This window comes from Pseudomonas sp. GZD-222 (assembly GCF_049310525.1).
Lineage (GTDB): Bacteria > Pseudomonadota > Gammaproteobacteria > Pseudomonadales > Pseudomonadaceae > Aquipseudomonas.
Window position 1 is genome coordinate 37,588 of record NZ_JBMOWO010000130.1, and the last position, 25,532, is coordinate 63,119.

Below are 25,532 nucleotides of genomic sequence, written 5' to 3' on the forward strand. Positions count from 1 at the left end.
CGTCAATGTTCCGGACATTCTAGCGCCGGGTCCGTCGAAAAGGTTGATTCTGCTCATGAGCCAAGCTCCCCTCGTCCTGGTGGACGGTTCCTCATACCTCTACCGTGCCTTTCACGCGCTGCCGCCGCTGACCACCTCCAAGGGCATGCCGACCGGTGCGGTCAAAGGCGTGCTGAACATGCTCAAGAGCCTGCGCAGGCAGTACCCGGACAGTTTGTTCGCGGTGGTGTTCGATGCCAAGGGCGGGACCTTTCGCGATGAAATGTTCGCCGAGTACAAAGCCAACCGGCCCAGCATGCCGGACGATCTGCGCGTACAGATCGAGCCCCTGCATGCCAGTGTCCGCGCCCTGGGCTACCCATTGCTGTGTGTCGAAGGTGTCGAAGCCGACGATGTGATCGGCACCCTGGCGCGCAGCAGCGCCGCCGCAGGGCGTCCGGTGATTATCTCCACCGGCGACAAGGACATGGCGCAATTGGTCGACGGCCACATTACGCTGGTCAACACCATGACCGGTACTGTCCTCGATGTGCCTGGCGTGCACGAGAAATTCGGCGTCGGTCCTGAACACATCATCGATTTCCTCGCCCTCATGGGCGACAAGGTCGACAACATCCCCGGTGTGCCGGGCGTCGGTGAAAAGACTGCGGTTGGCTTGCTCACCGGTATCGGTGGTGGCCTGCGCGAGCTGTACGAAAACCTCGACAAGGTTCCGAGCCTGGCCATCCGTGGCGCCAAGACGCTGCCAGCCAAGCTTGAAGAGCACCGCGATGCGGCCTTCCTCTCCTATGAACTGGCGACGATCAAGATCGATGTGCCGCTGGAGGTCGAGGTCGACGAGCTGGTCTGCGGCCAGCCGGACCGTGAGGCACTGCTCGAGTTGTACACCGAGATGGAGTTCAAGAGCTGGGTCGACGAGGTGCAGCGCGACGCCAAGCGAGCCGGCCAGGAGATCGTCGCCGAGGTAGTCGAGGAGGTGGTTGAGGCGAAGTACGAGACCATCCTCGACCAGGCGCGTTTTGATGCGTGGCTGGAAAAGCTGCGCAACGCGCCGCTGTTTGCCTTCGATACCGAGACCACCGGCCTGGATGCGCAACAGGCGCAGCTGGTCGGTCTGTCGTTCGCCGTGCAGGCCCATGAAGCCGCGTATGTGCCGTTGACCCACAACTACATGGGCGTACCTGAGCAACTGGACCGCGACACGGTGCTGCTGGCACTCAAGCCACTGCTTGAAGACCCGAAAAAGCTCAAGGTCGGGCAAAACGCCAAGTACGACATCAATATCCTCGCCAACTGCGCCATCGGTGGTGATATCGCCAACGGCATCCTGATGCAGGGCGTGGCCTACGACACCATGCTTGAGTCCTATGTGCTCGACTCGACGGCTACCCGTCACGACATGGACAGCCTGGCGCTCAAGTACCTGAACCACACCACCATCGGTTTTACCGACATTGCCGGCAAGGGCGCCAAACAGCTGACCTTCGACCAGATCAACCTGGAGCAGGCCGGCCCTTACGCTGCTGAAGACGCCGACGTGACCTTGCGTCTACACCAGGCATTGCAACAGAAGCTGGCCAAGACCCCGAGCGTGTTGCCGGTGCTGACCGATATCGAAATTCCACTGGTGCCGGTACTGGCGAAGATCGAGCGCCAGGGCGCGCTGGTCGACGCCAACCTGCTCGGGATCCAGAGTGTCGAGCTGGGCGAGAAGCTGGTGCAGCTGGAGCGCGAAGCCTTCGAGATCGCCGGTGAGGAGTTCAACCTCGGTTCGCCCAAGCAACTGGGCGTGATCCTCTACGAAAAGCTGGGTATGCCGGTGCTCAACAAGACTGCCAAAGGCCAGGCTTCGACGGCCGAAGCGGTGCTGGCAGAGCTGGCCGAGATGGACTTCCCGCTGCCCAAGGTGCTGATGCAGTACCGCTCCCTGAGCAAGCTCAAAAGCACCTACACCGATCGCTTGCCGGAGCAGATCAACCCGCGCACCGGGCGTATCCACACCTCTTACCAGCAGGCCGTGGCGGCTACCGGCCGTCTGTCGTCCAGTGACCCGAACCTGCAGAACATCCCGATCCGCACCGCCGAGGGCCGACGGATCCGCCAGGCCTTCGTGGCTGCTCCCGGTTATAAACTGTTGGCGGCCGACTACTCGCAGATCGAACTGCGCATCATGGCCCACCTGGCCAAAGACGAGGGGCTGCTGCACGCCTTCCGCAACGATCTGGACGTCCACCGGGCAACGGCAGCCGAGGTATTCGGCGTGGACCTGGCCGATGTCACCATCGACCAGCGGCGTAGCGCCAAGGCGATCAACTTCGGTCTGATCTATGGCATGAGTGCTTTCGGCCTGGCCAAGCAGATCGGCGTCGACCGCAAGCAGTCGCAGGCCTACATCGATCGCTACTTCGCCCGTTACCCCGGTGTGCTCGCCTATATGGAGCGCACCCGGGCGCAAGCCGCCGAGCAAGGCTTCGTTGAAACCCTGTTTGGTCGCCGCCTGTATCTGCCGGATATCAACGCGAAGAACCCGGCCTTGCGCAAGGGTGCGGAACGCACGGCGATCAACGCGCCGATGCAGGGCACAGCCGCAGACATCATCAAGCGCGCGATGGTGGCTGTAGATAACTGGCTGACCGATTCGGGCCTGGATGCCCGAGTGATCCTGCAGGTACACGACGAACTGGTGCTGGAAGTGCGCGAAGACCTGATCGAACAGGTGCGCGAACAAATTCGTCCACACATGAGCAATGCCGCAGCACTGGATGTTCCGCTGCTGGTTGAGGTCGGTGTGGGGGCAAACTGGGACGAAGCGCATTAAAAATGCGGTTAAATGCGGGGAAAAGTTGCGGCATATCGTCGCGGCTTTTTCTGCCTCCAAGGCGCTGGGAGCAAAAAAATCCTGCGCTATCGCAAATAGTTTTTAAACCTCCGGAACTAAACCGGTGAACCGCGACTCAGAGTAACTGAATGGCTGGTGAAGCCCTTCGATGCTCCTATGTTGTGTTAAGTGTTGGCAGATATCTGGACCCCGCCCTAGCGGTCCGGAACTTGGACCCCGAACTTCCCCCTCCCCATACGAAGTCCGGGGTTTTTTTTGCCCGGCGTTTGCCGGGCAGCCCTTATTCTGCGGGCTTGTCCGGCAGTTCCATCCAGCGTGCGAGGACGCCGTAAGCCTCTTCCAGACCCTGGCGCTTGGGTGCCGAAAACAGCTGGATGGACACACTGTCACCCCAACCCTTGCGAATTTCCGCCTGCACTTTGAGCAAGGTGTTCTTGGCTGCGCCAAAGGTCAGCTTGTCGGCTTTGGTCAACAGGATGTGCATCGGCATGCCCGAGGCCCGCGACCAGTCGAGCATCATCTGGTCGAAGTCAGTCATCGGATGGCGCACGTCCATCATCAGGATCAAGCCCTTCAAGGCCTCGCGGCTGCCCAGGTAGGCTTCCAGGTGCTTCTGCCAGTGTTGCTTGAGCGGAATCGGCACTTTGGCATAACCGTAGCCCGGCAAGTCGACCAAACGCCGTTCCTCGTCCAGACTGAAGAAATTCAACAGCTGGGTACGCCCCGGGGTTTTCGAGGTGCGGGCCAGGCTGGCGTGGGTCAGGGTGTTCAGGGCGCTGGACTTGCCAGCGTTGGAGCGGCCGGCAAAGGCCACTTCAAAGCCTTGGTCGGGCGGACATTGGTCGACCTTGGCGGCGCTGATAGCGAACTTGGCCTGTTGGCAGAGTCCGAGGATGGGGTTTTTGACTTGCATGGTTTTTCCGGTTGGGCGTTGCGCGAGGGGGTCTCGGCAAGCGGTGTCGTTTCCGTTTCAGTAACGGGAGTATATAATGCCCCAGTTTTTGTGTGCGCATTATCCCGGCGTAGGAGGATGTGCACGGGGGCGGTTGATTCAAGCTCGCGCAGTAGAACGCAGTGCAACCCCCAACCCTGAAGGTCGTTCGTATGACGAAATGGCTGCTTGCTGCAGGTGTCTTGATACCGATTTTCAGCGCTCAGGCTACACAGGATCCCCAGGCAGTGTACAAGCGAGCATGTGTCGCTTGCCATGCCGGACAGCTACCGCAGGCACCGCAACCGGGTGACCGGGCAGCATGGGAGCCACGGCTGGCGCAGGGGATGGAGACGCTGGTGAAGCATGTCACACAGGGTTTCAAGGCTATGCCGCCGCGTGGATTGTGCATGGACTGCAGTGCCGAGGACTACCAGGCGATCATCCAGTGGATGAGCCGGAGTCCCGATACATAACTCTTTCACCCTTAGCCGTAGTTGGATTAGCTGATGAACAAACTACTCGTGAGTCTGCTGTTGACCTTGGGCGTCACTGGTGCAGCCAATGCCGCAGAGCCTATCAAAGGGGATGCCGCTGCTGGTCAGGCCAAAACTGCTGTATGTGGCGCTTGTCACAATCCGGACGGCAACAGCATGGCGCCGAACTTCCCTAAACTTGCAGGCCAGGGTGAGAAGTACCTGGAAAAACAACTGCACGACATCAAGTCGGGCAAGCGCACCGTGCTGGAAATGACCGGCATGCTCGCCGCCTTCAATGATCAGGACATGGCTGACATCGCTGCCTACTTCTCCAGCCAGAAAGGCAGCGTCGGTGCTGCTGATCCGAAACTGGTCGAGCGTGGCCGTGCCCTGTTCAATGGCGGTGATATCGACAAAGGCCTGCCGGCCTGTACCGGTTGCCACTCGCCGAACGGCGCGGGCCTGGCCCTGGCCGGCTTCCCGCACCTGGGTGGCCAGCACGCTACCTATGTGGCCAAGCAGCTGACCGACTTCCGCGAAGGCAACCGCACCAACGATGGCGATGCCACCACCATGCGTACCATCGCGGCCAAGCTGAGCAACAAGGACATCGAAGCGCTGTCCAGCTACATCCAGGGTCTGCACTGATCTGCGCTTTAACGCTGGGTTAATACTGCGGCGTAAAGATGAAAAGGGTGGCTTCGGCCGCCCTTTTTTGTGCCCGCTGCCGTTACACTAACGAACTCGGGCCCGCTTCGACCTGTCTGATGGCAGGTCGCGTCGAGGCGACCAAATAGATTGCTCAGGAGTGAAGCATGCGTAATTTGATTCTCAGCGCCACGCTGGTCGCCGCCAGCGTATTCGGTATGACTGCCCAGGCTGCGGAGCCGGTGGCAGGCACGGAGTATGTCGAGCTGAGCAACCAGGTGCCGGTATCGGCGCCAGGCAAGATCGAAGTGGTGGAGCTGTTCTGGTACGGCTGCCCGCACTGCTACAGCTTCGAACCCGTTGTTAACCCATGGGTCGAGAAGCTGCCAGCCGACGTCAACTTCAAGCGCATTCCTGCCATGTTCGGCGGCCCATGGGACGCCCATGGCCAGATGTTCCTGACCCTTGAAGCCATGGGTGTAGAGCACAAGGTTCACGCTGCCGTGTTCGAAGCCATTCAGGTTCAGCGCAAAAAACTGACTTCGCCTGATGAAATGGCCGATTTCCTGGCTACCCAAGGCGTCGACAAGGACAAGTTCCTGGCCACCTTCAACTCCTTCGCCATCAAAGGCCAGGTAGCTCAGGCCAAAGAACTGGCCAAGAAGTATGAAATCACCGGCGTTCCGAGCATGGTCGTCAACGGCAAGTACCGCTTCGACCTCGGCAGCGCTCAAGGTCCTCAAGGCGTCCTGAACGTCGCCGACTTCCTGATCGCCAAGGAGCGCGCCGCCAAGTAAGCGGCGACCATCATGCGCCGCTGGAGAGCTGAGCGAGGCGTTGGCCTGCACGATCCGCGGGTCAACGAACATCACCTGCAGGCTAACGGCCTGCCAGAGGATGGCCGGCTGCGCCTGCTCAGTTTCAATATCCAGGTCGGTATCAGCACCGAACGTTACCGGCACTACCTGACCAAGAGCTGGCAGCACTTGTTGCCGCACAACGGGCGTGCCGGCAACCTGCAGAAGATTGGTGATCTGCTCGGTGACTTCGATCTTGTCGCGCTGCAGGAAGCCGACGGCGGCAGCCTGCGTTCCGGCTACGTCAATCAGGTCGAACACCTGGCCCAGCTGGGGGCCTTCCCTTACTGGTATCAGCAGCTCAACCGTAACCTCGGGCGCTTTGCCCAGCACAGCAACGGTGTGCTCAGCCGCCTCAAGCCGCAACTGCTTGAAGACCACCCCCTGCCCGGCCCGGCCGGACGCGGGGCGATTCTGGTGCGTTTCGGCGAAGGTGAAGACGCGCTGGTGGTGGTGATGATGCACCTGGCCCTGGGTGCCAAGACCCGTGCCCTGCAACTGGCCTACATTCGTGAACTGATCGGCGGTTACCGCCATCAGGTGCTGATGGGCGACATGAATACCCACGCCAACGACCTGCTCCAGCACTCGCCGCTGCGCGATCTGGGTCTGGTTGCTCCCCAGGTGCAAGCGACCTTCCCCAGTTGGCGCCCGCAGCGCTGCCTTGATCATATTCTGCTCAGCCCGAGCCTGACCCTGGAACGGGTCGAAGTGCTGGCCCAGCCTATTTCCGATCATCTTCCGGTCGCGGTTGAGATTCGTTTGCCTGATGCCCTCGCTGTGGATACGCTGCCCGCTTTGAGCTAATTGCCATCACCCCTCTGCGGACCCAGGCATGACCGACGAAGCCCAGCGCTGGAAAGAAAAGTACCTCAAGAGTATCGAACAGCAAGAAAAGCTCGAGCGCCGTTGGGAAGCTCGCCTCGATTTGTTGCGCCGTGGTTTGGTGCGCAGCACCCTGGCCGCAGAAGGCAGCGACCGGGCGGTGGACCAGTGCATGAAGGAAATGCGCGAGGTCATCCGTACCGACAATATGGACGCGGCCCTGGCGGGACTGATCCCACGCCTGGAAAAGGCCGTGCTCGACTCCGAACAACGCCGGGAAACCCGTATCGGTCAGGTCAGCACCGCGCTGAATGCGCTGGTGAGCCAGTTACAAAGCTTGCCGCTGCCCTCTGACGTCAGCCGTCCGCTGAAGAAGTTCGCCAAACAGGTCGAGGCCCGCGCCAGCCAGTCCCGCGAAGTGCCCCTGCTGCTGGGGGAGCTGAGCAGTTTGCAGGGCCAGGCGCTGTCGGCGCTTGAGCGTCCTGAAGAGGAACAACGTCCCGGCTTGTTGCAGCGCCTGTTCGGTAACCGCGAAGCCGAGGCGCAAGCGTTGCAACCGGCGATGGCCGGCGCATTGCCGTTTACACCTGAGGTTATCGAGCCGTTGGCGCCTGTGGCGCACGCTCATAAAGAGCCTGAGCGCAAAGAGGTGGTTGCTGTCGATGCCGACGAGCTGCAACCGCTGGAAGTTGCTGAGGTGGTTGTTGCCGACACTGCGCAGTCAGTACCGGTCGAAGTCGATGCAGGCGAAGTCACGGCGCCCGAGGCGGACCCTGTCATCGAATTGCCCGCGGTTCCAGCGCAGGTGATTGAGCCCGCGCCAACCGAGCAGCCTCCCGCCGCTAGCGATCCCGTGCTTTCGGCGGAGCCCGAGGACAGTCTGCACGAGTCCGAGGGCGATCCGTCGGAAGTGGCCCAGGTGCTCGACGGGGACCCTCACTACGCGCTGCCCGAGAGCACCGAGCCGAGCTACAGCTCGGTGGCCACACACATCGAGGAAACCCTGCTGGGCCTGCTTGATGACCTGACCCTGCCCGAGCGTTACAAGGCCCAGGCGCAGTCAATGCGCGAGCGCCTGCAGCATGGCTTGAACTGGTACGAGTTACTGCCGGTGCTGGATGACCTGGCGGTGCTGATGCTGGCGATCAACGACAGCGGCCAGCACGAATTCGAAGCTTATCTGCAACAACTCAATGAACGTCTGGAGTCGTTCCAGAGCCATTTGCATGAAGCCAGCGAAGGTCATGCCGACAACACTTCTGCGGCACGCGATCTGGACAGTCAGCTGCGTGAGCAGGTCGATGGCCTGCAAACCAGCGTGCAAGGTGCTGCCGATCTGAGCAGCCTCAAGCAGGTCCTGGAAAACCGCCTCGAAGGCTTGCTCGGCACCATGGACGAGCATCAGCAGCAACGCGATCAGCGCGAACAGGACATGGCCAGCCGCCTGCTAGGGTTGGCTGAGCGGGTAGCGAGCATGGAGCAGGAAGCCATGGGCTATCGCGAACACCTTGAAGAGCAACGTCAGAAAGCCCTGATCGATCCCCTTACCGGCCTGCCCAACCGTGCCGCCTGGTCGGAGCAGGTGGACCGGGAAGTACTCGACTGGCAGGAAAATGGTGGTCATCTGCTGATGGCGATCCTCGACCTTGACCACTTCAAGCGCATCAACGATAGCTATGGCCATCAGGCCGGGGACAAGGTCCTGAAGATTGTTGCCACAGTGTTGCGCAAACGCCTGCGCAGCCGTGATTTCATCGCCCGTTTTGGCGGTGAAGAGTTCGTCCTGCTGATCCCGCAGACGCCCATGCAGGCCGGTTGCCAGTTGGCGGAGAGCCTGCGCATGGCGATCGAGGCGTGTCCGTTTCACTTCAAGGGTGAGCGGGTCACCATTACCCTCTCGATCGGTATCAGCGCGTTCCGCACCGGGGAGCGTAGCGAGATAGTGCTCAAACGCGCCGATGAGGCCCTGTACCGAGCGAAACATCTGGGTAGAAATCGAGTCGAACAGGGGTAAGTGGCGGTCTCGCGGATACGTTATGCTATTGCATTACGGACCATCACATGTGCCCTACCCCATGAAAGCCATTCTTACCGCGCTCCTGCTACTGGCCCTGGCAGGTTGCAGCAGTGGTTTGCGGATCGATCGCAGCCACCCTTCGGTCAACCAGGACGGACGCATTCAATTTATCGTCCTGCATTACACTAATGCCTCGCTGGAGCGCTCCCTGCAATTGCTGACCCACGGTGAAGTCAGCAGCCACTACCTGGTCGGCGACTCGCCGGCGACCGTCTATCAGTTGGTCGATGAAAGCCGGCGCGCCTGGCATGCCGGCGACAGTCAGTGGGATGGCCGTACCTGGCTCAACTCCAGCTCCATCGGTATCGAAATCGTCAACCCGGGCTTTACCGATACCCCGAGCGGACGGGTCTGGCAGCCTTACACCGAAGCGCAGATAGAAGCGTTGATCGCGCTGCTCAAAGATATCGTCAAGCGCAATAACATCCAGCCCCGCTACATCATTGGCCACAGTGATATCGCGCCATCACGCAAGCTCGATCCGGGCCCGATGTTCCCCTGGAAGCGCCTGGCCGATGCCGGTCTGGGTGTCTGGCCAGATGCCCGGGCGGTAGCCCAGCAGCAAGCGCGCTTCAGCGTCAATCCGCCAAGCATCACCTGGTATCAGCAGCAATTGGCCCGTTTCGGCTATGCCATCGAGCAGACCGGGGTCTATGACGTCAGCACCAGGCATGTGCTGGCGGCCTTCCAGATGCGCTTCCGTCCGCAGCGTTTTGACGGCGTGGCGGACGCGCAAACAGCGGCGATGTTGCAGGTGCTCAACAGCCGTTAAGCAGTGGCACCGCCAAACGGGCAGGCTGACTTCACCTCCAGTTGCTATACCTCTTGGTATTCAACTGGATGTGTCTTGATGTCAGCTGCCCTTTCTGTGCTGCGCCACTTGCTCTACCGTCCCTGGTTACTGGCCACTCTTGCGGCTTCGGCCAGCGCAGTGCTGCTGCTGATCGCCAGCATCGGCGTCGCCATGCACCAGATGCAGCAGAGCGAAAGCGAGCAGATGAATGCCAAGGGCGAGCGCTTTCTCGAGCGCCTGGAGCAAATTTTCGGGCAGCTGCGCGAGGGCGTCGATGAACTCCAGGCGCAACCCCTTCGCGGCTGTGATGCGGCGATGCTGGGCGTCCTGCAACAGATTGGCTTCAACTACCGCTTTGTTTATGAAGCAGCCTATGTCGATGGCACGGTTGCCTGCTCCAACCGAATTGGCACACGCACCATCAAGCCCTTGCGGCCTCCGGACATTCAGGGGCCGACCTACAGCTACTGGCTCAATACCACCACCGAACCCGATGACAACCTTGCGGCGTTGATGCTTGGGCGCGGCAAGTTCCTGGTCGCGACCTCCCGTGGACACTTGACCGATGTGGTCGACCTGCCCCCGGACGGCAGCTTGCTGGTGGTGCTGGATAACGGCACGCGTGCAGTACCGGTGCTCGGCCCGCCCCAGGCCTGGCCGCCCTCGACCGACTGGCCGCCGACATCCAAGGAGTCGCTGCTGGAGCTGCCTGATCGTTTGATTTACCGCATGCCGACCAAATCACCGGATTATCAATTGGTCCTGATTGCGCCACGCGCCAGCCTGCCGTTGAAGATGAATGGCGTGCTCTGGCTGCTGTTTCCCGGCAGCCTGGTACTGGCGTGGTGCCTCGGTTGGCTGGTACTGCAATTGGTGCGTCAGCGTCGTTCGATGAGTTCCGAGCTGCAGGGTGCATTGCGCCGCGGGGAATTGCAGGTGCTGTATCAGCCCATCTTCGAGCTAAACAGCCGCCGTTGTGTCGGCGCTGAAGCATTGGTGCGCTGGCGTCGGCCTGATGGCACCCTGACCAGTCCTGACCTGTTCATACCCCTGGCGGAGAATACCGGCCAGATCCGCCCGATTACCGACTTCGTCCTGCAACGTGTGCTGGAGCAGTTGGGACAGCTACTGCGGGCCAATAGGCAACTGTATATATCGGTCAACCTCGCCGCCTGCGATGTGATGGTGCCGAGGATCGGCAGGGTCGCGGCACGGCTACTGGCCTTGCACCATGTTTCTGCCAGCCAGATCGCCTTCGAGGTCACTGAGCGCGGGCTGATCGATGTGGTGGTTGCCCGCGACAACCTGCAAGCCTTGCGCGCGGTCGGTCATCAGGTGCTGATCGATGACTTCGGGACGGGCTACTGCAGCCTGGCGTACCTGCAAACGCTGCCGGTAGACTGCTTGAAAATCGATAAGGCGTTTATCGACGCCCTGGGGCATGACGCTGCCAGCAGTGGTGTGGCGCCGCATATCATCCGCATGGCGCATGCCCTGCAGTTGCGGGTGATTGCCGAAGGTATCGAGTATGAAGACCAGGCCATGCTGCTCAACAGCGAGGGTGTGAATTACGGACAGGGCTGGTTGTTCGCTCATCCGCTCAGCGCGCGTCAATTCGTCGAGCTGATTACCCGCGGCCGCCGCATGACGCCACGGCGGATCGACGACGAAGCGTGACGCGCTGCGGCTTCAGACGGGCAGCGCCATGTAGAACTGGGTGCCTTGTCCTGGTCGCGAATAAACCCCCATGCGCCCGCCATGCAGCTGAACGATTTCCTTGCACAACGCCAACCCCAGCCCCGCCCCGCCTTTCTTGCGCCCGACCTGGACGAAAGGCTCAAAGATCCGCCCTTGCTGGCTGTAGGCGATACCTTCGCCATTGTCTTCGATGCTGATGATTACCCGTTCTTCATGGCGCCTGGCATGCAGGCGAATGCTGCCGGCCACCGGGGTGTGACGCACGGCGTTGTCCAGCAGGTTGTCCATCACCCGATCCAGTTGTGCCGCATCGGCCTGGATATGCGGCAGCGGCGCTACCAGTTCCACCTCAAGCGCTATCTGTTTGTCTCCTGCCGGTCCGGCAAATCGTTCGCAGGCACGGTTGAGTAACGTGTCTACAGCACAGGGCGTCAGTTCGAGTTTCTGCTGGCCGCTTTGGTAGCGGGAAAAATTCAGCAGGTCGTTGATCAGTTGCGTAAGACGCTGCATTTCTTCAGCGATCGTGTCGAGCAGGTCGGCCTCTCGCGTTTGCGGTGGAAAGGTCAGGCGTTCACGTAGCAGGCCGAAGGCCATGTGCATACCTGTGACCGGTGTGCGCAACTCGTGGGACGCGCGCAAGACAAACTCGCTGCGCACCCGCTCGAAGGCGCGCAGTTCAGTCACGTCGTGCAACACCATGACGGCGCCGAGAATCTGTCCATCGGGACGGCAGACCGGCGTCAGGCTGTAAGCCAGCAGGCGCGGTTCTTCATCTATTTCCAGGGCCAGGTCTTCAGGCACCTTGTCCAGGCTGGCGCCACGCAGTACCAGGCGCAGTTGCGCATCAAGCTCCGGGCGCTGCAGCGCTTCACCAAGGCCCCTGCCCAGCCGGCTGTCGTCCCAGCTCAGTTGCCGTTGGGCAACCGGGTTGATGTGTTCAAGGTGGCCTTGACGGTCGATGATCAGCAGGCCGTCATCGATACTGTCGAGCACGGCTTGCAGGCGCTGCTGGCCGGCGAGCAATTCATCGACGTTGGTCGCCTGATGTTTGCGCAAGGCTTCAGCCATCAAGCCGAAGCGTCGGGTCAGTTGGTTCATCTCCTGGGCGTGGGAGACCGGCAAGGTGATGTCAAAGTCTCCCTGCCCGATCTGGTCAGCAGCTTTGGCCAATGCCTCGATGGGCTGGCCAAAGCGTCGAGCGATGCCATGGGCGGTCACGAAACCCAGAATCAGCACGCTCAAGCCCACCAGACCGAGCAGGCTTGAGATCAGCACGGCACGTTCAAAGCTGCGCTGTTCGCTTTGGTTGATATGGTCCAGTGCACGCTTGTGAGCCTCGACCAGATTGCTGCGCAGCAAACCGAAGGCTTTGCCCAGCGGCTGTTCGGCACCCAGGCTGTAAGCAGGAACGGGGGCGTCGCGAAACGCCTGGAGGTAGCGCTGATAATGGCTGTTGGTGTCGGCAAAATCTTTATCGGCGCCGCGATTGCCTTCCTGCTTGATGCCTTCATCCAATAGCCGTTGAAACTGGGTCTGCAAGCTATCAAGCGCAATGCGGTCGGCTGACTCAGTGAGCATCAATGTCAGTTGTTCACCGAGGTTCTGTCGCAGTTTCAGACCCAGGTCGAGGGTCGCGGTGTTCTCGCGGATCAGGGCCTGCTGCGAACTGGCCATCTGCAGCACGCTGACCAGGCCCAGTAACAAGCCAAACAAGGCCACGGTGATCAGCGCCGAAATGCTGAGAAAAAGCCGCGTTCGCAGCTTCACCGACAATTTCATAGGTTGTACTGCTTACGCTTGCGGTACAGGGTCGAGGCATCGATGCCCAAGGTCTTGGCAGCCTGGTCGAGGGTTTCGCTGGTGGCCAGCACTGCACCGATATGGGCGCGTTCCAGCTCGTCCAGGCTCAATGCTGCGCCAATGCGCGGTGCATTGCTGGCCGGCTGTTCGGCCATGCCCAGGTGGCTGATCTCGACCCGCTCCTGAGGGCAGATGATACTGGCCCGCTCGACCACGTTGCGCAGCTCGCGAATGTTCCCCGGCCAGCGATAGTTGAGCATGGCTGCCCGGGCTTCATCGCTGAACACGCGGGCGGGTCTTGAGTACTCTTTGACGAAGCGCGCAAGAAAGCGATCGGCGAGGGCCAGGATGTCCTCGCTGCGCTCGCGCAGCGGCGGCAGGTGCAGGGTGATGACGTTCAGCCGATACAGCAGGTCTTCGCGGAAGCGACCGTCGCGGACCATGTCCTCGAGGTTGAGGTTGGTCGCCGCCAGAATGCGCACGTCGGCACGGCGGGTGACCGGGTCGCCGACTCGTTCGTATTCCTTGTCCTGGATAAAACGCAGCAGCTTGGGTTGCAGTGCCAGCGGGAAGTCGCCGATTTCGTCGAGAAACAAGGTGCCGCCATCAGCCTGGTTAACGCGGCCCAGGGTACTTTCACTGGCCCCGGTAAACGCACCGCGGCTATGACCGAACAGTTCGCTTTCCATCAGCTCGGCGGTGAGTGAGGGGCAGTTGATGGTCACACAGGCTTTGCGCGCGCGCTTGCTCCAGCCATGAATGGCCCTGGCCAGCTCGCCCTTGCCGGTACCGGATTCACCGAGAATGAGGATGTTGGCATCGGTGCTGGCAACCTGGCGTGCGGTTTCCAGCACCACCATCATTGCCGGGCTGTGCGAGTCGAGTCCGTCCTTAGGTTTGTGTACTTCGCCTTCCAGCGCTTCCAGTCGAGCCGACAGCTGGCGCACTTCCAGTTGCTTGGCCGCCGCCAGGCGCAGTTGATCGGGGCTGCAGGGCTTTATCAGATAGTCGGCTGCACCGGCCTGGATAGCGTCGACTGCTGTATCGACTGCTGAGTGAGCTGTGACGATGACGATGCGCATCCAGGGGGCCTGGATACGCATCTGCGCCAACACATCCAGGCCGTTGTCTTCACCCAGGCGCAAGTCGAGGAAGCACAAATCGAAGACCTGGCGCTGCAGCAAGGCTTCGGCCTGGGCTGCGCTATTGGCGGTCGCCACGCTGTAGCCCTCGTCCTCCAGGCAGTAGCGGAAGGTTCGCAGGATGGCTGATTCATCGTCGACCAACAGGATACGACCTTGATGTTCCTGGGCTGACTCCATTTCCTACGCTCCTTTTTAATTGATCACTACTTAGTGCCGGAGAAATCGTGCAAGTTGCATGTTTTTTTCTGATTTCTTCCGATCACTGCATGGTAGCTCCTGGCCCCTGACATATCTAACGTCTTGAAACACCGGGGTGTGACATCGGCAGGACCTTGGTGCGCGGCTTGCTGTCCAACAAGGTTCTGACCCATCGGAGGCTTCCTCATGCCTGTACCGCACCCGTTGGCAGTCGCCGCTGCCGTGTTGTTTTCTCTGCCCGTGGCCGCCGTGGCTGCTGAGCCCCTCTCCTCCCCGCAGCAGCAGGCCCGTCAGGAAGGCGCGCTGCAAACCGCCTTGGCCCTGAACCGGCTGCTCAATCCATTCAAGATCGACGTCCGGGTGCAAGAAGGCACGGCGCATTTGCAAGGCGAAGTCGAGAATGACGTTGAACGGCAACTGGCCGAACAGGTAGCGCTGGCAACCCGCGGTATCGAGAAGGTGCAGAACGATCTGCAGGTCAATGCCGAGCTGGTCGAACGGCCTCTGGAGCGGCGTGCCTACGCTCAGCGTCTAGAGGACGCGACGCTGGCGGCCATCATCCGTGCCCGGTTGCTGTGGAGTACCCATACCCAGGCAACACCTATAGAAGTAGAAAGCCGCGAAGGGGTGGTGACCTTGCGTGGCCAGGTCAGCAGCGCCGAGGCCAAGGAGTTGGCGGGCGTATTGGCAAGTTCCACCGAGGGCGTGTTCCTGGTCAACAACCTGATCAGCCTGAGCGCCGCCGACATGGCCAAGCTGCGCGAAGAGCAGCAACAGGTCAGGAGCGATCCGCAACTCAGCGATGTCTGGATCAATGACAAGGTCCAGACCAGCTTCATGTACAGCCGCAACCTGGACGGTCCGAACATCAAGGTTGCCACCCAGGACGGCGTTGTCAGGCTGTCTGGCGAGGTGGTCAGCAGTGAGCAGAAAACCATCGCCGTCGAGGTTGCCCGGCAGATTCGCGGCGTTCGCGGCGTGGACGCGGACATGCTCAAGGTCGCCAGCAAGGTCCAGGGCTGATCATGCAAATCGCACGACCTTGGGCGGGGCATCGTGCAGGATACGTCCTGTCGAAACTTGGTGGATTTTATATCTCATTGTTTTATAAAGATATTTTCAATGAATAAAGGCTGGCATGCACTCTGCAATAACTACTGCAAGACAACAATGAATGCAGCAGGAGGAGCACGGCATGAACCGCCACCCCGCCACCCTAGTGCAGATATCGCCACTTCAGTTGCGCCAGGGACTGTTCTTCAGTTTGGCACTGCTGCTGACACTCATTGCCGGTCAGCTCCATCACAACTGGCAGGTCGTACAGGATGCTCAAAAGGTAGCTGCCCGAGCCACCCTGGTGGTCAAGGCGCCATTACCTACTCCCACGAAGTTGATGCATTTCGGGCCTGCCGCAGCTAGCACGGCCCTGGTGAATACAGCGACGCCGCGTGATCGTTGGGTGTTCTGAGGGTCACCAGAGGATTTCTTTCAAGAACGGTAAGGAGAATCACCATGTTGAGTTGGGCTATCACCTTTCTGATTATCGCCATTGTCGCCGCCGTGCTGGGCTTCGGTGGTATCGCCGGCGCCGCTACCGGAATCGCGAAGATCCTGTTCATCGTCTTCCTGGTGCTGTTCGTGGCTTCTTTCTTCTTCGGCCGAGGTAGAAGTTGATTAAAGACAGGTACTGAGTGCGACTGGGCATTCACGTACATATATAGAAGCTGAACCTTTTTCCATTTCAAGCTTCTATGTTGTGCCCGCCTGAGGAAGGCCGGCACATGACCAAGGGGCCGGGCTGCTCTGATTGTTGCAGGATCGGAGGGGCCTAGGGGTACAAGGAGTGCCTCCGATGAGGGCCGGGTCGGGTAAAGCGATAGCGGAAGTTCCAGGTCTGGTGGTTCCTCTCAGAGGGAAACCCTTGATCTGACTTCCGCATCGCTGTGGCAATCGTTCGCTCCCTACCGATCCTTTCGGCATTTTCTGCCAGACGCGTCGACGCATATTTCAGCGCGACCGTACATCGATATTTTTTCACCCTGCCAGGGCGTTCGATTCGAGGCGGTTTCACGCATTCGGATTGTCGAACAATGGCTTTATGCATTCAGCTGGATACGTCCAAATCTGCCGGAATTTGGCGCTTTGGCCATCGTCGGAATTCCGAACGATCGTCTGGCAACCCATTGTGACGTACGTTTTGGCCGATAAACCTCATGCCGATTCGGCATGGGGTAGTCGTTTACGGCATTAGACGGAGCCCCCCCACGTCGGAATAGTTGCGCCTTTTTTCGCTGGCCTGAGCGTTCCTACGCTCGCTTGCGGTGACCTTTTACGGTGTCATCGGCGGATAGCCAAAACGATGTGGATTGCTGGAAACAGCTCTGGATCGCGGTTATCAGCCTGGTGGCCGTTTCCACTTGAAGAAAAGGTAACGACATGAAGAAGGCAAAGCTAAGCCTCGCCTGGCAGATCCTCATCGGTCTGGTACTGGGGATTGCAATTGGCGCTTTACTGAACCATTTCAGTGCAGAAAAGGCATGGTGGATCAGTAACGTCCTGCAACCTGCTGGTGACATCTTCATTCGCCTGATCAAGATGATCGTCATCCCGATCGTGATTTCGTCGCTGATCGTGGGTATCGCCGGGGTTGGCGACGCGAAAAAACTGGGCAGTATCGGCCTCAAGACCATCATTTACTTCGAGGTGGTCACCACCATCGCGATCGTGGTCGGTCTGGTTCTGGCTAACCTGTTCCACCCGGGTGCCGGTATCGACATGAGTACCCTGGGTACCGTCGATATCTCCAAGTATCAGGCAACTGCGGCCGAGGTACAGCATGAACACGCGTTCATCGAGACCATCCTCAACCTGATTCCGTCGAACATCTTCGCAGCGCTGATGCGTGGCGAAATGCTGCCGATCATCTTCTTCTCGGTACTGTTCGGCCTGGGTCTGTCGAGCCTGCAGGCAGAGATCCGCGATCCGCTGGTGAAAACCTTCCAGGGCGTTTCCGAAGCCATGTTCAAGGTCACTCACATGATCATGAACTACGCGCCAATCGGTGTGTTCGCGCTGATCGCCGTGACCGTTGCCAACTTCGGCTTCGCGTCGCTGCTGCCGCTGGCCAAGCTGGTACTGCTGGTCTACTTCGCCATCGCCTTCTTCGGCTTCATGGTGCTGGGTCTGATCGCTCGCCTGTTTGGTTTCTCGATCCTGAAGCTGATGCGCATCTTCAAGGACGAGCTGGTCCTGGCCTACTCCACCGCCAGTTCCGAAACCGTGCTGCCGCGCGTGATCGAGAAGATGGAAGCCTATGGTGCGCCGAAGGCCATCTGCAGCTTCGTGGTCCCGACCGGCTACTCGTTCAACCTTGACGGTTCGACCCTGTACCAGAGCATCGCGGCCATCTTCATTGCCCAGCTGTACGGCATCGACCTGTCGATCAGCCAGCAGCTGCTGCTGGTGCTTACCCTGATGGTCACCTCCAAGGGTATTGCCGGTGTTCCGGGTGTGTCCTTCGTGGTGCTGCTGGCCACCCTGGGCAGCGTCGGCATCCCGCTGGAAGGTCTGGCTTTCATCGCCGGTGTCGACCGCATCATGGACATGGCCCGTACCGCTCTGAACGTTATCGGCAACGCCCTGGCCGTGCTGGTTATCGCACGCTGGGAAGGCATGTATGACGATGCCAAAGGCCAGCGCTACTGGAACTCGCTGCCGCACTGGCGCAGCAAAGAAGCCGCTCCTGCCGGCAAGACTGCCAACCACTAAGGTGCAGTCTGGCTGAACGAAAAGCCCCGACCTGGTCGGGGCTTTTTTGTTTTCCACCCCCCGGTAGGCGCGGGCTTGCCCCGCGATGCGATTTGACTGACACACCGCAACCGCGGGGCAAGCCCGCTCCCACCGGGGAAAGCTCGGTGCATTGCCCGGCCGCTACCGCTATCATTCGTCGCAACTTTGTGGGGGAACAACGGATGCTCAACGGCCTTTGGCTTGGTTTTTTCTTGGTCGCGGCCATCTCCGCGCTGGCGCAATGGCTGGTAGGCGGCAATGCCGGGATTTTCGCCGCAATGGTCGAGAGCATCTTCGCCATGGCCAAGCTGTCGGTCGAGGTGATGGTCTTGCTGTTCGGCACCCTGACTCTCTGGCTGGGCTTTCTGAAGATCGCTGAAAAGGCCGGTATCGTTGACTGGCTGGCGAAGATCCTCGGCCCGCTGTTCGCCCGCCTGATGCCGGAAGTCCCGCCCGGCCACCCGGCGCTGGGCCTGATCACCCTGAACTTCGCCGCCAACGGCCTGGGCCTGGACAACGCCGCGACCCCTATCGGCCTCAAGGCCATGCGTTCTCTGCAAGAGCTCAACCCCAGCTCGACCACTGCCAGCAATGCGCAGATCCTGTTCCTGGTGCTCAACGCCTCGTCCTTGACCCTGCTGCCGGTGACGATCTTCATGTACCGCGCCCAGCAAGGCGCCCCGGACCCGACGCTGGTGTTCCTGCCGATCCTGCTGGCCACCAGCGCCTCGACCCTGGTCGGCCTGCTCTCGGTGGCGGTGATGCAGCGCCTGCGTCTGTGGGACCCGGTGGTGCTGGCTTACCTGATACCAGGCGCCCTGCTGCTGGGCGGCTTCATGGCGTTCCTTGGCACGCTCTCGGCGACGGCCCTGGCCGGGTTGTCGTCGATCCTCGGCAACCTGACCCTGTTTGGTCTGATCATCCTGTTCCTGGTGATTGGCGCGTTCAAGCGGGTGAAGGTTTATGAAACCTTCGTAGAGGGCGCCAAAGAGGGTTTTGACGTCGCCAAGAGCCTCTTGCCCTATCTGGTCGCCATGCTCTGCGCAGTCGGCGTGCTGCGCGCCTCAGGCGCTCTGGAGCTGAGTCTGGACGGCATCCGCCATGTCGTGGAGTGGCTGGGGATGGATACGCGCTTCGTCGAGGGCCTGCCGACGGCGCTGGTCAAACCGTTCTCTGGCAGCGCCGCACGGGCAATGCTGATTGAAACCATGCAGACCCACGGGGTCGACAGCTTCCCGGCGCTGGTGGCGGCGACCATTCAGGGCAGCACCGAAACCACCTTCTACGTGTTGGCAGTCTACTTCGGTGCCGTCGGTATCCAGCGCGCCCGCCATGCGGTGGGCTGTGCGTTGCTGGCGGAACTGGCCGGGGTGATCGCGGCCATTTGCGTCTGCTACTGGTTCTTTGCCTGAAGCTGAGCCTGGGCCTGGTTGGCCTGGGCCAGCGTCCAGTCCACCAGTTGCGCCATTAGCTGGTCACTGGCACTGCCAAAGCCGTTGACCACTGCCGGTACCTGCTTGTCACTCACCGGCTGACGTACTTCGAAGCGTCGGCTGGCGAGGATGCGCTGGTTGCGCCCTTGCACCAGTCGCGCGTCATAGCGAATCACCACGGCCAGGCCGTCGGCGCTGTACTCGCTCTGGAACGCCTGTAGCTCGCCGGCAAGCTCATAGTCGGCCTGCAGGTTGCTGTCATCGGCACTGAGCCGCGGCACCCGGCCGTCGCGCTGGAAGGCATCGAGCATGCGGTTGCGCAGCAGCAACGGTGCTGGATCGCTCCAGCGCGCCCCTTTGTAGTTACTGATCAGGTTGCCTTGCGGGACCACGGCAATTTTCGGATTGTTCAGCGCGTCACTGGCGAGCGGTTTGTTCAGGCGCAGCGACCAGTTGGCAGAAGTGCTAACCGGTACCGTCCTGGCGGCTTGTGCCGAAGGCAGGCGATAGACGTCAGCCGGATCTGCCTGCGGCAGGATCGAACAGGCACTGCCCAGGCTCAGCGCCGCAGCCAGGGCCAGAAAGCGGCAGGTACGACTCATGGCGTGAACTCCTTGTTTGTGTCACGGCCGAGCAGGTAGCCGCTGGGGTTTGCTTCCAGGCGCTGGGAAATCGCCTTCAGCGAGTTGAGGGTCTCGCGCAGTTCGCGGATCGCCGGTGCCAGCTGGTTCAGGCCCTGGGCGCCGCCATCGAGGGCTTCGCGGTTGTCATTGAGCAGGCTGTTGAGGGTCGCGGTGCTCTGCGCCAATGACTGCATGGCCTGTTCGGCGCTGCCGAAGGCTTGCTTGCCCTGGCTGTTGAGCAGGCCATTGGCGTTGCGCATCAGGTCGCTGGTCTGTTCGAGCATGGAGCTGGCCTGATTGCCGACCTGGGCCAGTTGCTGGATGGCGGTGCGGATATCCCCACGCTGGTCGCTGAACGCTGCTGTCGTCTGTTCCAGGTTCGCCAGGGTTTTGCTCAATTGTGTGGCGTTGTCCTCGGAAAACATCTGGTTGGCGTTGTGCACCAGCATGTTGATATTGCTCAGCAGGTCGCTGCCGTCGTCGAGCAGACGTGCGATCGGTGACGGCGAGGCGACGATCACCGGCAGCTTGCCGTCCTTACCTTTGAGCTCGGGGCTTTGTGGCGTACCGCCGCTGAGCTGAATGAAAGAGGTGCCGGTGATGCCGGTCAGGGTCAGTTTGGCCCGGGTGTCCTCTTTGACCGGGGTATCGGCGCTCAGACGTACCTGAGCCAGTACCCGGCGCGGATCCTTGGGGTCCAGGCGCAGGCTGGTGACGTCACCGACCTTGATGCCGCTGTACTGCACCGAGCTGCCGCGGGACAAGCCGGACACCGCCTCGTTGAACACGACTTGGTAATCCTTGAAGGTGCTGTCGACGCTGGACTTGGTCAGCCACAGGCCGAACAACATGGCGCCGGCGACCACAATGACGGTGACCAGACCAATCAGCACGTGATGTGCACGGGTTTCCATTTCAGAGCTCCTTTGCCGCTGTGGCGGCCTGATACGCCGCACGGCCACGCGGGCCATGGAAGTATTCGTGAATCCAGGCATCGTCAGTGTCTTCGACCTGGGCAAGCGGGCCTGCCACCAGGACCTTCTTCTGCGACAGCACTGCCACCCGGTCGGTGATGGTGTAGAGGGTGTCGAGGTCGTGGGTGATCAGGAACACACTCAGGCCCAAAGCATCGCGCAGGGTCAGGATCAACTGGTCGAAGGCCGCCGCACCGATCGGGTCCAGGCCTGCGGTGGGTTCATCGAGAAACAGAATGTCCGGGTCCAGGGCCAGGGCGCGGGCCAACGCTGCGCGTTTGATCATGCCGCCGGAGAGCGATGAGGGGTATTTGTCGGCGGCGGAAATCGGCAAGCCGGCCAGCGCCAGCTTGACCCCGGCCAGGTGCTCGGCGTCGGCGCGCGACAGGCCCGCATGCTCGATCAGCGGCAAGGCGACGTTCTCAGTGACCGTCAGCGACGAGAACAGCGCGCCCTTCTGGAACAACACGCCAAAGCGCCGTTCAACCTTCGAGCGCTGCTCGTCGTTGAGACCACTGAGGTCCTGGCCGAATACCTTCACCTGCCCCTCGTTCGGCCGTCGTAGACCAACGATGCTGCGCAGCAGTACCGACTTGCCACTGCCAGAACCACCGACCACGGCCAGGATCTCGCCGCGGTACAGGTCCAGGTCCAGCTGTTCGTGCACGCTCTGGGTACCGAAGCGGTTGCAGATGCCCCGCGCTTCGATCACCGCCTCGCGGCTGTTGGGGGTTGTCTGACTCACCAGCCCATCTCCATGAAAAACAGCGCAGCCACCGCATCGAGGACGATCACCACGAAAATCGACTGGACCACACTGGAGGTGGTGTGAGCGCCAACCGACTCGGCGCTGCCGCTGACCTTGAAGCCTTCCAGGCAACCAATGGCGGCAATCAGGAAGGCGAAGAACGGCGCCTTGGCCAGGCCGACGAGGAAATGCTGCACGCCGATGTCGCTTTGCAGCAGGGACAGGAACATGGCTGGCGAAATATCCAGCGACAGCGCGCAAACCACGCCACCGCCGATGATGCCGCAGAGCATGGCGAGAAAGGTCAGCAGCGGCAGCGAGATCAGTAGCGCCAGGACCCGGGGAACCACCAGCAACTCGACCGGATCCAGACCCAGGGTGCGGATGGCGTCGATCTCTTCATTGGCTTTCATCGAGCCGATCTGTGCGGTGAAGGCACTGGCGGTACGGCCAGCCATGAGAATGGCGGTTAGCAGTACGCCGAATTCACGCAGGAAGGAGAACGCAACCAGGTCAACGGTGAAGATACTGGCGCCAAATCCGGCCAGCACGGTGGCGCCGAGGAAAGCCACCACGGCGCCGACCAGAAAGGTCAGCAGGGCGACGATGGGCGCCGCATCCAGGCCGGTTTGCTCGATGTGCGCGACCACGGCAGTGACCCGCCAGCGGCGCGGCTGAAACAGGCGCAGTACCAGGGTTTGCAGGATCAGGCCGACAAAACCGAGGATCTGCAAGGTGTCTTGCCAGAGGGTGTCGACTGCGCAGCCGATGCGACTGAGCAACTGGATCAGTACCGACTTTTCGGGTTCTTTCTGCGGAATGCAAAAGTCCTGTACCGAGCAGTACACCGTCTGCAGCAGGGCGCGGCTGGCTTCCGGTAGTTGCGCGGTGGCGGTCAGGCGCGACAGGCGTTCGGGACCGAGCAGTTCCACCAGCAGGGAAGCACCTGCGGTATCCAGGTTACCCAGCTGGCCGAGGTCGACCTCAGTGCTCTGGTCATACTGGCCAATCAGGCTCTCGCTGTTGCGCTTGAGGCTGGCGTAATTGGCCAGTGTCCAGTCACCGATAATCCGCAGGCACGCCGGGCTGCTTGTGGTGTCCAGGGTTGCGCTGGCTTGTGTAGTCATAGGCTCCATGCAGTCGACCGACAGTTCGCAGCCTCAGAGCATAGCGTTACTCGGCCTTGGGCGCTTGACCATCATCAATCACCTTGAAGCGCAGCACGCCGATGACCTGGCCATCCTCGGTCAGTACCCTCACCTGCCAACGGCCCACCGGATTGCCGGGGAAGTTCTGCTTGTGGGTCCAGGCCCGGTAGCCTTCCTTGCGCCCGCCATGGATGTCCAACGCAATGCGGTCGACTTCTTTGCCGTTGAACTGCCAGACATGATAAATCCGCTCGTTGAGCCCGCGCGGTGCATTGATCGCGGTAAACGCGTAAAGCCCGGCGCGAATCTCGCTGGCCTTGACCTCGCTCAGGCTCTTGCCCGGCGTGCGGTTTTCCAGCTGGGTGCTGACGGCCACTTCGGTCATCCACAAGGTCGCCGGCGGTACCCAGGAGCGCAGTAACCAGCCACTGGCGCCGACAGCGAGGGTCAGGACCACCAGCATGACCCCACGCCGCCAGTGCTGAATGGGAAAGCTACTGGCCAGGCTTGGGAAGGACAGCAGCATGGCGATCACCAGGGCCAGCTTGAAGCTTTGCGAGGTGGTCAGGTGCAGAATGATCGGCAGCGCAGTGAGCAACGCGGCGAACAGGGTCAGGGTATGCAGCGCCAGGAATAGCCAACGCCGCGGCGCCAGCCATTTGTAGTACAGCGGGTCGATGATCGAGATCAGCCCTGCTGCCGCGAGCAGGCCGGTAAATACGAGCTGGCCGCTGTTCCAGGTTGTGGTCACGAAAAAGAACGGCAAGACGAAGAACAGACTTTCCTGATGGATCATCTGCGTGGCGTAGCGCAGCAGCGGTTGCGGGATTTCGCGTTTGAACACCTTGGCAAACACCTTGGTGAAGGTGTTCTCGAGCATCAGCCAGATCCAGCTGATCAGCATCACGATGGCGATCCAGCTGGCCAGGCCTTCCTGGCGATCGACCAGGATGAAGCTGGCAATACCGGAGATGAAACCGCCCAGCGCTATGACGCCGGGGTAGCGCTTGATCAGTTCGATCAGGCGCTGGAGATAGTGAGGCATGAAGGTGTTCGCAGGGTGAGGTAAAAACCCGTACAGAATACCGCGCTTTGTACTGGCCAGCTGCCTTTGTCGTCGCTATGTGTTGTGGTGCCGCCGCCTGACCCACAACAGTCCGCCGGCAAGGATTACCCCCAGGCCCAACGCCACCAACCCATAGAGTTCGTCATAGCTGATCAGCGGCAGCTCTACACGCACATACCCAGGCTTGGCCAGCAACTGCTGCAAGGCTTGATTGGCATCATCGAGGCTGACCCGGCGCAGGGTGCGCACGGGGTCGGCAAAGCGGCTGTCGAGGTAGTCGTTCAGCGCGCCCCAGTAATAGTCCGCCAGGGCAGCATTGCTCTGGGTGGTCCAGGCTTCGCGATCGATGGTGGCCTGCTTGACCCGCTCGAAGGTAGCCGGGTCCAGGCCATTTTTGCGCAGCCGCTCGAGCATGTCGCCCAACGCCTGCTCGGCTTCCTTGATATCGGCGCGGTCGAGGTCGGCATTGAGGCTCATCACCCCGGTGTCGCCGAAGCTTTCCCTTTGGCTGAACGGCCCGTAGGACAGCCCGTGTTTGAGCCGCAACTCTTCGTACAACGCCCAGTCCAGGTAGCGCTGTAACAGATCGAAAGTCTGGCCGTGATCGTTGTCCAGCACCGGTTCGAGGAACAACCAGTGCAGACGGGCACTGTCACCGAGCCAGCCACGGGTCAACTCACGACGGGCTTGCGCCTTGTGAGTAACACCATCCAGGGCTCGCCGTTCGCCGGGTTCGGCCGGGTCCAGTTCGCCATAGCTGCGTTCCAGGTAAGCCGGGAGCAGGCGATCCAGGCCACCCACCACGATCAGGCTCATGTTGTTTGCCGCATACCAGTGCTGACGCACGTTGTTGACCTGTTCCAGGGTCATATCGGCTACCGCCGAGCGTTCCGCGCACTTGAGTCCTAGTTCCACCGCAAGCTGGTCGCTGGCGCGGTGGCCGAGGTCCTGGCGGTCAAGCCAGCGCTGCAGGTGCGAATAGTGGCCGCCATCTTCGCGTTCGACGATCTTCTTTGACAGCGCCAGTGCTTTCTCGTCGATCTCGGTGTCTTTGATCACCGCCAGCAGCAGGTCAAGCACCTTGCGCTGGTTGCGCGCGGGGGCTTCGATGACAAAGGTCGTGTCGGCACTGCTGGTATAGGCGTTCCACTCGCCGCCCAGCGCCTGCATGCGCGCTTCCAGGCCGCCTTCACCGCTGGCGTCGATGCCACTGAACAGCAAGTGTTCGAGCAAATGTGGCAGCTCTTGCTGGTCGCAGGGAAAGTCATCGAAGCCAACTCCGACCACCAGGCGAATCGACACATGATTGCGCTCATAGCCCGACTTGAGCAGAACCTGCAGGCCGTTAGGCAGCAGGTAGCCTTCGACCTGCGAGCGGTCGAGGGCAAAGCTGGGTATGGCACCCAGCAGCAGGCACAAGAACATCAGGCAACGCATGGCGAGCTTCCTTGCGGGAGTGCT

The 25,532-nt window shown here is 60.9% G+C and carries 22 protein-coding genes; 13 read left to right on the forward strand and 9 right to left on the reverse strand.

Annotated features, from left to right (window positions below; translation table 11 throughout):
• Positions 1-55 precede the first annotated feature (55 nt).
• Positions 56-2,818: a DNA polymerase I gene (polA, locus tag ACO6VD_RS24780; RefSeq protein WP_422422577.1), complete on the forward strand. Its 2,763-nt coding sequence runs from the start codon at positions 56-58 to the stop codon at positions 2,816-2,818.
• A gap of 301 nt (positions 2,819-3,119) precedes the next feature.
• On the opposite strand, the gene yihA is transcribed toward polA, so the two are convergent.
• Positions 3,120-3,752, reverse strand: coding sequence for a ribosome biogenesis GTP-binding protein YihA/YsxC (yihA, locus tag ACO6VD_RS24785; RefSeq protein ID WP_422422578.1), 633 nt, complete (start codon positions 3,750-3,752; stop codon positions 3,120-3,122).
• Positions 3,753-3,943: 191 nt separating this feature from the next.
• Between yihA and ACO6VD_RS24790 the strand changes: the two genes are divergently transcribed.
• From ACO6VD_RS24790 to ACO6VD_RS24820, 7 genes are all read left to right on the forward strand, one after another.
• Complete coding sequence (locus ACO6VD_RS24790) at positions 3,944-4,246, forward strand: c-type cytochrome (protein WP_422422579.1); 303 nt, start codon at positions 3,944-3,946, stop codon at positions 4,244-4,246.
• Between the two features lie 33 nt (positions 4,247-4,279).
• Positions 4,280-4,897: a c-type cytochrome gene (locus tag ACO6VD_RS24795; protein WP_422422580.1), complete on the forward strand. Its 618-nt coding sequence runs from the start codon at positions 4,280-4,282 to the stop codon at positions 4,895-4,897.
• A gap of 167 nt (positions 4,898-5,064) precedes the next feature.
• Positions 5,065-5,694: a thiol:disulfide interchange protein DsbA gene (dsbA, locus tag ACO6VD_RS24800; RefSeq protein ID WP_400172157.1), complete on the forward strand. Its 630-nt coding sequence runs from the start codon at positions 5,065-5,067 to the stop codon at positions 5,692-5,694.
• Between the two features lie 9 nt (positions 5,695-5,703).
• Entirely contained in the window at positions 5,704-6,561 is an 858-nt protein-coding gene (locus tag ACO6VD_RS24805) for an endonuclease/exonuclease/phosphatase family protein (RefSeq protein WP_422422603.1), read from the forward strand.
• Between the two features lie 28 nt (positions 6,562-6,589).
• Positions 6,590-8,593: a diguanylate cyclase gene (locus ACO6VD_RS24810; protein ID WP_422422581.1), complete on the forward strand. Its 2,004-nt coding sequence runs from the start codon at positions 6,590-6,592 to the stop codon at positions 8,591-8,593.
• Positions 8,594-8,654: 61 nt separating this feature from the next.
• Positions 8,655-9,428 carry an N-acetylmuramoyl-L-alanine amidase gene (locus tag ACO6VD_RS24815; protein ID WP_422422582.1) on the forward strand — a complete coding sequence of 258 codons (774 nt, stop codon included), beginning with the start codon at positions 8,655-8,657 and terminating at the stop codon, positions 9,426-9,428.
• Positions 9,429-9,506: 78 nt separating this feature from the next.
• A complete protein-coding gene (locus ACO6VD_RS24820; RefSeq protein ID WP_422422583.1) occupies positions 9,507-11,126 on the forward strand; it encodes an EAL domain-containing protein in 1,620 nt (539 codons plus the stop codon).
• 12 nt (positions 11,127-11,138) lie between these two features.
• Here ACO6VD_RS24820 and ACO6VD_RS24825 read toward each other — a convergent pair whose 3' ends face one another.
• Positions 11,139-12,926, reverse strand: coding sequence for a KinB sensor domain-containing domain (locus ACO6VD_RS24825; RefSeq protein ID WP_422422584.1), 1,788 nt, complete (start codon positions 12,924-12,926; stop codon positions 11,139-11,141).
• A complete protein-coding gene (gene algB / locus ACO6VD_RS24830) occupies positions 12,923-14,269 on the reverse strand; it encodes a sigma-54-dependent response regulator transcription factor AlgB (RefSeq protein ID WP_422422585.1) in 1,347 nt (448 codons plus the stop codon). Before algB ends, ACO6VD_RS24825 begins: the two co-directional genes overlap by 4 nt.
• Positions 14,270-14,476: 207 nt before the next feature.
• Between algB and ACO6VD_RS24835 the strand changes: the two genes are divergently transcribed.
• The 5 genes from ACO6VD_RS24835 (at position 14,477) to ACO6VD_RS24855 (ending at position 19,491) form a co-directional block, all read left to right on the forward strand.
• Positions 14,477-15,313, forward strand: coding sequence for a BON domain-containing protein (locus ACO6VD_RS24835; RefSeq protein ID WP_422422586.1), 837 nt, complete (start codon positions 14,477-14,479; stop codon positions 15,311-15,313).
• A 172-nt stretch (positions 15,314-15,485) separates the two neighbouring features.
• Positions 15,486-15,758, forward strand: a complete 273-nt coding sequence (locus ACO6VD_RS24840; protein WP_422422587.1) for a hypothetical protein — start codon at positions 15,486-15,488, stop codon at positions 15,756-15,758.
• Between the two features lie 44 nt (positions 15,759-15,802).
• Entirely contained in the window at positions 15,803-15,964 is a 162-nt protein-coding gene (locus ACO6VD_RS24845) for a DUF1328 domain-containing protein (RefSeq protein ID WP_400172148.1), read from the forward strand.
• A gap of 762 nt (positions 15,965-16,726) precedes the next feature.
• A complete protein-coding gene (gltP, locus tag ACO6VD_RS24850) occupies positions 16,727-18,058 on the forward strand; it encodes a glutamate/aspartate:proton symporter GltP (protein WP_038605269.1) in 1,332 nt (443 codons plus the stop codon).
• 203 nt (positions 18,059-18,261) lie between these two features.
• The gene (locus ACO6VD_RS24855) at positions 18,262-19,491 is read left to right on the forward strand and encodes a nucleoside recognition domain-containing protein (RefSeq protein ID WP_422422588.1); all 1,230 of its coding nucleotides are present in this window, start codon (positions 18,262-18,264) and stop codon (positions 19,489-19,491) included.
• On the opposite strand, the gene ACO6VD_RS24860 is transcribed toward ACO6VD_RS24855, so the two are convergent.
• From ACO6VD_RS24860 to ACO6VD_RS24885, 6 genes are all read right to left on the reverse strand, one after another.
• Positions 19,473-20,114 carry an ABC-type transport auxiliary lipoprotein family protein gene (locus tag ACO6VD_RS24860; RefSeq protein ID WP_422422589.1) on the reverse strand — a complete coding sequence of 214 codons (642 nt, stop codon included), beginning with the start codon at positions 20,112-20,114 and terminating at the stop codon, positions 19,473-19,475. The genes ACO6VD_RS24855 and ACO6VD_RS24860 overlap by 19 nt on opposite strands.
• Positions 20,111-21,049: an MlaD family protein gene (locus ACO6VD_RS24865; RefSeq protein WP_422422590.1), complete on the reverse strand. Its 939-nt coding sequence runs from the start codon at positions 21,047-21,049 to the stop codon at positions 20,111-20,113. Before ACO6VD_RS24865 ends, ACO6VD_RS24860 begins: the two co-directional genes overlap by 4 nt.
• A 1-nt stretch (position 21,050) precedes the next feature.
• Positions 21,051-21,821 (reverse strand): ABC transporter ATP-binding protein, encoded by a 771-nt coding sequence (locus tag ACO6VD_RS24870; protein WP_422422604.1) that lies wholly within the window; start codon positions 21,819-21,821, stop codon positions 21,051-21,053.
• 29 nt (positions 21,822-21,850) lie between these two features.
• A complete protein-coding gene (locus ACO6VD_RS24875; protein WP_422422591.1) occupies positions 21,851-22,993 on the reverse strand; it encodes an ABC transporter permease in 1,143 nt (380 codons plus the stop codon).
• A 37-nt stretch (positions 22,994-23,030) separates the two neighbouring features.
• Positions 23,031-24,050: a DUF5924 family protein gene (locus ACO6VD_RS24880; RefSeq protein WP_400172143.1), complete on the reverse strand. Its 1,020-nt coding sequence runs from the start codon at positions 24,048-24,050 to the stop codon at positions 23,031-23,033.
• Positions 24,051-24,125: 75 nt separating this feature from the next.
• Positions 24,126-25,508, reverse strand: a complete 1,383-nt coding sequence (locus tag ACO6VD_RS24885) for a M16 family metallopeptidase (RefSeq protein WP_422422592.1) — start codon at positions 25,506-25,508, stop codon at positions 24,126-24,128.
• Positions 25,509-25,532: the final 24 nt, after the last annotated feature.